Origin of the sequence: Stenotrophomonas sp. 3diitr2024, assembly GCF_042136455.1 — a bacterium.
Taxonomy (GTDB): domain Bacteria; phylum Pseudomonadota; class Gammaproteobacteria; order Xanthomonadales; family Xanthomonadaceae; genus Stenotrophomonas; species Stenotrophomonas sepilia.
In genome coordinates this window covers 1-5,315 of sequence record NZ_JBHHMJ010000606.1, presented here as the reverse complement: position 1 = coordinate 5,315, position 5,315 = coordinate 1, and the positions used below count along the sequence as shown (strand labels likewise).

At 65.4% G+C, this 5,315-nt stretch carries 7 protein-coding genes and 1 pseudogene; 5 read left to right on the top strand and 3 right to left on the bottom strand.

Annotated features, from left to right (window positions below):
• Positions 1-40 precede the first annotated feature (40 nt).
• A pseudogene (locus ABGA94_RS15910) lies at positions 41-124 on the bottom strand (RidA family protein); the annotation flags it as partial.
• Positions 125-258: 134 nt separating this feature from the next.
• On the opposite strand from ABGA94_RS15910, the gene ABGA94_RS15905 reads away from it, so the two are divergent.
• Positions 259-879: a hypothetical protein gene (locus tag ABGA94_RS15905; RefSeq protein ID WP_375367773.1), complete on the top strand. Its 621-nt coding sequence runs from the start codon at positions 259-261 to the stop codon at positions 877-879.
• Between the two features lie 76 nt (positions 880-955).
• On the opposite strand, the gene ABGA94_RS15900 is transcribed toward ABGA94_RS15905, so the two are convergent.
• Positions 956-1,345 (bottom strand): RidA family protein, encoded by a 390-nt coding sequence (locus tag ABGA94_RS15900; protein ID WP_072167792.1) that lies wholly within the window; start codon positions 1,343-1,345, stop codon positions 956-958.
• Positions 1,346-1,453: 108 nt separating this feature from the next.
• Here ABGA94_RS15900 and ABGA94_RS15895 point away from each other — a divergent pair, with 108 nt between their 5' ends.
• Both ABGA94_RS15895 and dnaQ read left to right on the top strand, forming a co-directional pair.
• Positions 1,454-2,347 carry a LysR family transcriptional regulator gene (locus tag ABGA94_RS15895; RefSeq protein WP_095378552.1) on the top strand — a complete coding sequence of 298 codons (894 nt, stop codon included), beginning with the start codon at positions 1,454-1,456 and terminating at the stop codon, positions 2,345-2,347.
• Positions 2,348-2,512: 165 nt separating this feature from the next.
• The gene (dnaQ, locus tag ABGA94_RS15890; protein WP_005420353.1) at positions 2,513-3,022 is read left to right on the top strand and encodes a DNA polymerase III subunit epsilon; all 510 of its coding nucleotides are present in this window, start codon (positions 2,513-2,515) and stop codon (positions 3,020-3,022) included.
• A gap of 13 nt (positions 3,023-3,035) precedes the next feature.
• Here dnaQ and ABGA94_RS15885 read toward each other — a convergent pair whose 3' ends face one another.
• Positions 3,036-4,250 carry a glycosyltransferase gene (locus tag ABGA94_RS15885; protein ID WP_005420352.1) on the bottom strand — a complete coding sequence of 405 codons (1,215 nt, stop codon included), beginning with the start codon at positions 4,248-4,250 and terminating at the stop codon, positions 3,036-3,038.
• Between the two features lie 281 nt (positions 4,251-4,531).
• On the opposite strand from ABGA94_RS15885, the gene rpmB reads away from it, so the two are divergent.
• Together rpmB and rpmG are read left to right on the top strand one after the other, a co-directional pair.
• Positions 4,532-4,768: a 50S ribosomal protein L28 gene (gene rpmB / locus ABGA94_RS15880; protein ID WP_005411638.1), complete on the top strand. Its 237-nt coding sequence runs from the start codon at positions 4,532-4,534 to the stop codon at positions 4,766-4,768.
• A 10-nt stretch (positions 4,769-4,778) separates the two neighbouring features.
• Positions 4,779-4,946 carry a 50S ribosomal protein L33 gene (rpmG, locus tag ABGA94_RS15875; RefSeq protein ID WP_169411268.1) on the top strand — a complete coding sequence of 56 codons (168 nt, stop codon included), beginning with the start codon at positions 4,779-4,781 and terminating at the stop codon, positions 4,944-4,946.
• Positions 4,947-5,315: the final 369 nt, after the last annotated feature.

Sequence of the window (5,315 nt, the reverse complement as noted above, 5' to 3'; positions counted from 1 at the left end):
ACCCCACCGCGTTGCCGGCCAGCGGCCGGCACTACCCGTATCACGGCAGCTTCGCGATCACCTTGATCTCGAACTGGAACCCGTACAGCCAGGTCACGCCGATGCCGGTCAGGGTCGGGAGGCGGACGTTGCCTTGCAGATCGCACCGGCTCCAAGCCATGCGTACCAGCGCCTGCTTGTCGGGATTGGCTCTTGGTGGGAAAGGCCGGGGCGGGGACAATTCCGAAACACGCCCCGGAAGCCCAGGGAATCGACCAGATGAACTACTACGCGCTATCCCAGGCAAATCCGCCAGGATGCCCCTCGTACTATCTGGACGCTCAGCTTCACGACAGGTTCTATCCTTTCCATCCTGCTGTTTCCCATGGCCGATTCCCTTGGTACGCCAGGGCCAGAACTGACATGGCACGGGTCTTTACAGACACCATGGTGCTGGTTGGCCCTGAGGCGAGTCATTCCCATGACATCGTCCGCATTACCTCGCACATTTACGTTGCAAGCCAGAAGTTCCTGGAAGCCTGCCTGAAATTTGATGCCAAGATGATCGACTTCAGGCGCATTCCCCATGTTTCAGAGGAGGGATGGACGACTTCAAAGAGCGAGTACAGTGCCATCATCTTCCATGAGACCTGCCTCTCCTCCGTCGCCTCTGAGGAAAACCAGATGGCGTATAGCAAGTATGGAGAGTCTCGCAGGATCAAGAAGCTGCGCGTGAAAAGCTCCTTCAAAGAACACTTGTTCCGGATTGAGAACATGGAAGGCTCCAGCAACACCTTGATCTGCTCGGAGGACTTTCGTGCTTACGTCGGGGATAGTCTCAGCGGCGTCGAATTTGTTGATACCGCGGATGTGGAGTGGCCGCGAATCAAGCCGATCTGAGTCACCCGACGGCGCGGAAGCAGGCGAGTGCAGGTCAACGCCCGTTGTTGCCGGCCAGCGGCCGGCACTACCCGGGTCATGGCAGCTTCGCGATCACCTTGATCTCGAACTGGAACCCGTACAGCCAGGTCACACCGATGCCGGTCAGGGTCGGGTGCGGCGCCTGGCCCCAGTACTCGGGCACGATCGCCCAGGCCTTCTCGAAGTTCTTCTCCGGATCGACCAGGAACACGGTCACGTCGATCACGTCATCGAACGTGCAGCCTGCGGCAGCCAACACCACATTGAGATTCTCGAAGGCGCGGCGCACCTGCATTTCGAAGTCCGGCTCGGGCGAGCCGTCCTCGCGGCTGCCGACCTGGCCGGAGACGAACAGGAAACCGTTGGATCGGATCGCTGGCGAGTAGCGGTTGCGCTCGTACAGCGCTTGGCGGCCGGCGGGGAAAACGACATCACGCTGTGACATGGGGAAGATCCCGTGGGAGAGGACGCCATCCTCCCCGCCAGCGGTGTCTGGATAAACCGCGATGATCGGCCTAGATTGATTGCCAATTCCAAACAATCATGGCCCGCCATGGACCGTTTCGAGGCGATGCGGGCCTTTGCCCGCGTGGTGGAAACCGGCAGCTTCACCCGCGCCGCGCAGACCCTGCAGATCAGCCGCACCACGGTCACCCAGCTGGTGCAGCAGCTGGAGGCACACCTGCGGCTGCGCCTGCTCAACCGCACCACGCGCCGGGTCAGCGTCACCGCCGACGGTGCGGCCTACTACCCGCGCATCGCCCGCCTGCTGGCCGAGCTGGAAGAGGTGGAGGGCGGGCTGGGTGACGCAGCCAGCCAGCCGCGCGGCCGCCTGCGGGTGGATGTGCCGGGGCCTTACGCGCGGCTGCGGCTGGTACCGGCGCTGCCGGATTTCCAGGCGCGCTACCCGGAGATCCAGCTGGATATCGGCGTCAGTGACCGCGAGGTCGACGTCATCGCCGACAACGTCGACTGCGTGATCCGCGGCGGCACCCCGGCCGACCCGGCACTGGTGGCGCGGCCGCTGGGGGCGCTGCCGATCGGTTTCCACGCCAGCCCCGGCTATGTGAAGCGTTTCGGCGTGCCGACCGACCCGCGCGCGCTGGAAGGGCCGGACCACCACATGGTCGGCTTCCTCAGCCCGCGCAGTGGTCGCGCACGCGTGTTCAGCGCGCAACGTGGCGATGAGCGCATCGAGGTGCAGGGCCGCTACACGGTCGGTTTCGACGACGGCAACGCCTATCTGGCGGCGGCGCTGGCGGGGCTGGGCGTGGTCGCGCTGCCCAGCTACATGGCCGCGCCGCACGTGGCGCGCGGCGAATTGCTGCCGCTGCTGCAGGACTGGCGGCTTCCACCCATGCCGATGCATGTGATGTTCCCGCCGAACCGGCACATGAGCCAGCGGCTGCGGGTGTTCATCGATTGGGTGGTGGAAGCGTTGGGGTGATGCACACGCACCTGTAGAGCCGAGCCCACGCTCGGCTGCTTCTCGCTCCAACGCTCAAGGCCCGCGCTTCGCGCGTGAGCCGAGCACGGGTTCGGCTACAGGGAGGGCTTCCTGCTGCAGGCATGCGAAAATCATCGCGGCACGCAACAGGAACCATCGCCACGCATGAATCGCATCGTCGCACTGGACACCGAAACCACCGGCATCTCCCACCGCCTGGGGCACCGCGTGATCGAAATCGGTGCCGTCGAACTGATCGACGGCCAGCTCAGCGGCCGCCAGTTCCACACCTACCTGCAGCCGCAGCGCAAGGTGGACTGGGGCGCACAGCGCGTGCATGGCATCAGCGATGCGATGCTGGTGGGCAAACCGCTGTTCTCCAGCAAGGCCGCCGAACTGCTGGACTTCCTGCGCGGCAGCGAGATGGTCGCGCACAACGCCACCTTCGACGTGGGCTTCCTGGACAACGAGCTGCGCCTGGCCGGCATTCCCGGCACGCTGGCCCAGCACTGCCGCATCACCTGCAGCCTGAAGCTGGCGCGCGGGCGCTGGCCCGGCCAGGGCAACAAGTTGGACGATGTGCTGCAGCGCCTGCGCATCCCCGGCAACCGGGGCCTGCACGGTGCGCTAAAGGATGCCCATCTGCTGGCCCAGGTGATTCCGCACCTGCGCTGAGGCTTGCCCGCTGTTACATCGGCCGTAACCAGCGCTCGATCATCGCCACGCCACAGGCCACCCCGTCTTCATCGCTCATCGCCACGCCCAGGGCCGCCGCGCGCGCGCGTACTGCGTCGGCTTCTGCGAAGGTGATGGCTGCTGCCAGCGTTGCTGCATCCAGTCGCTTCGGTGACAACGGTGCCGGTGCCACGCCCAACCGACACAGGCGATCGGCCCAGAAGAACTGATCCGCAGCGAACGGCATCACCAGCGAGGGAATGCCGGCCCGGCAGGCCGAATGCGTGGTGCCGCTGCCACCGTGGTGGATGGCGAGTGCGCAACGCGGGAACAGCGCTTCGTGTGGGGTCGGCCCCAGTACGAAGACCGAATCGGGCAAGCGCATCGCAGGCAGTCCCACCCAGCCAGGAAACAGCAGTACCCGGCGTGGCGCCAGCGCCTGCAGCAAGGCCGGCAGCACGCGTTCGCGATCAAAGCCGGTCATGCTGCCGAAGCCAAGGTAGACCGGCGGCGGGCCGGCATCAAGGAAGGCCCGCAGATCGGCCGGGGGCGCCCAGGGCGCATCAGGAAGCCGCCATTGGCCACAGACGATGTGGTCGGCCGGCCAGTCCGCCGGTGGCGGCAGCAGCTGCGGTGAGATGCCATAGAGCATCGGCAGGCCGGACCACAGCGCGCGGCGCGGCGATTGCCCCAACTGCTGGCGTGCCGCGTTGATCGGCCGGCGGAACTGGCGCCAGATCAGGCCGTTGACCCACCCGTAGCTGGCCCGGTTCAACCAGCCCGGCGAGCGTCCGGGCGGCAGGAACGGGGAGCGGAAGGCGCGCGTCGGGGTCAGCGGAATCATGCCGCTGCCGATGACGGGAATCCTGCGGCGTTCGCCCACGCTCATGCCGACGAAGGCCGCCAGGCCACCGGTCAGAATCGCATCGCAGCCTTCGGCGGCGGCATCGGCCTGGCGCATCCAGCCGCTGACATGCTGCAGCGCCATCCGTGCCAGGCCGGTACTGGCGGCGGCAACGCCGTTGCCACGCGAGACCAGTGCGACCACGTCGTCATGGATGTCACCTTCAAGGGCCGCGTGGGGCACATCCAGTGCCTGCGCGCTGCCCAGGGTGCCGCCATCGGCCAGCAGTGTCACCGCGTGGCCTGCGCCGATCAGCCCATGGCAGAGCATGGCCAGGGGACGTGTGTCGCCTTCGGTTCCGTAGGTCAGGGCCAGCAGCCGCATGGCAAGCTCCGCAGTGGTCCGGGCCAGTATGCCGGTTGGCGGAGTGCCCCCGGTCCTGCCGGTTCAGTCCCCGCCTGTGGGTAACTTGCGCAAGTGCTTGAACCGGTGCATAATGCGCGGCTCGCTGTGTCCGGTTTTCTACCGGGCGGCGCCCCCGGGAGCACGTCCCCGGCCGCCCAACGCCAGCGTAACCCTTTGATTCTCTTGACGTGTGGTGGGCAACCATCGAGGCCGCCGTCGCCCGGGCTACGGGCTGACAACTACTACTATCGAGGTGCGCAATGTCCCGCGTATGCCAGGTTTCCGGCAAGCGAGTGCAGACGGGTAACAACGTCTCGCACGCCAACAACAAGACCCGTCGTCGTTTCCTGCCGAATCTGCACGAGCGCCGTTTCTGGGTGGCCAGCGAGAACCGCTGGGTCAAGCTTCGTGTTTCCGCGCATGCACTGCGCACCATCGACAAGAACGGCATTGATTCCGTTCTGGCTGAGCTGCGTGCGCGCGGCGAAAAGGTCTGAGGAGTAAAGCATCATGGCAGGCAAGCGCGATAAGGTCCGTATGATTTCCTCGGCCGGTACCGGCCACTTCTACACCACGGACAAGAACAAGAAGAACACCCCGGGGAAGATGGAATTCCTGAAGTACGATCCGGTCGTGCGCAAGCACGTCCTGTACAAGGAAGGCAAGATCAAGTAATCCGCACGGATTGCTGATCCCCGCGAAGAAACCCGCCTCTGTGGCGGGTTTTTTCATGTCTGGCATCCAGGTGGTGGGTACCGACCGTTGGGGAATTCCCCTTTGGGTGGGTGCCGACCGTTGGTCGGCACTGGGCAGTCCCTGCGCACGCTGTCGCCAATGGCGCCGTGTCTGGAGCGAAGGGCTGAATGCGATAAGTGATTGTTCCTACCGGTTCCGGCGCTTCGCGCGGTTCAAATCGATCGGAACGACGGGCGTGGCCGTGCCCATGATGGCGAGCCGCTGCGGTTGCAGCGGTCGGGCTTGCAATCCCGTGAAGTCAATCAATCAGTAGACTCGCCCGCCGTCGCCGGAGATCCCTCCGGCGAC

Bases quoted from the DNA above. Each gene is read 5' to 3' on its own strand.
- ABGA94_RS15905 (WP_375367773.1), top strand. From the start codon at position 259: ATGAACTACTACGCGCTATCCCAGGCAAATCCGCCAGGATGCCCCTCG.
- ABGA94_RS15900 (WP_072167792.1), bottom strand. From the start codon at position 1,345: ATGTCACAGCGTGATGTCGTTTTCCCCGCCGGCCGCCAAGCGCTGTAC.
- ABGA94_RS15895 (WP_095378552.1), top strand. From the start codon at position 1,454: ATGGACCGTTTCGAGGCGATGCGGGCCTTTGCCCGCGTGGTGGAAACC.
- dnaQ (WP_005420353.1), top strand. From the start codon at position 2,513: ATGAATCGCATCGTCGCACTGGACACCGAAACCACCGGCATCTCCCAC.
- ABGA94_RS15885 (WP_005420352.1), bottom strand. From the start codon at position 4,250: ATGCGGCTGCTGGCCCTGACCTACGGAACCGAAGGCGACACACGTCCC.
- rpmB (WP_005411638.1), top strand. From the start codon at position 4,532: ATGTCCCGCGTATGCCAGGTTTCCGGCAAGCGAGTGCAGACGGGTAAC.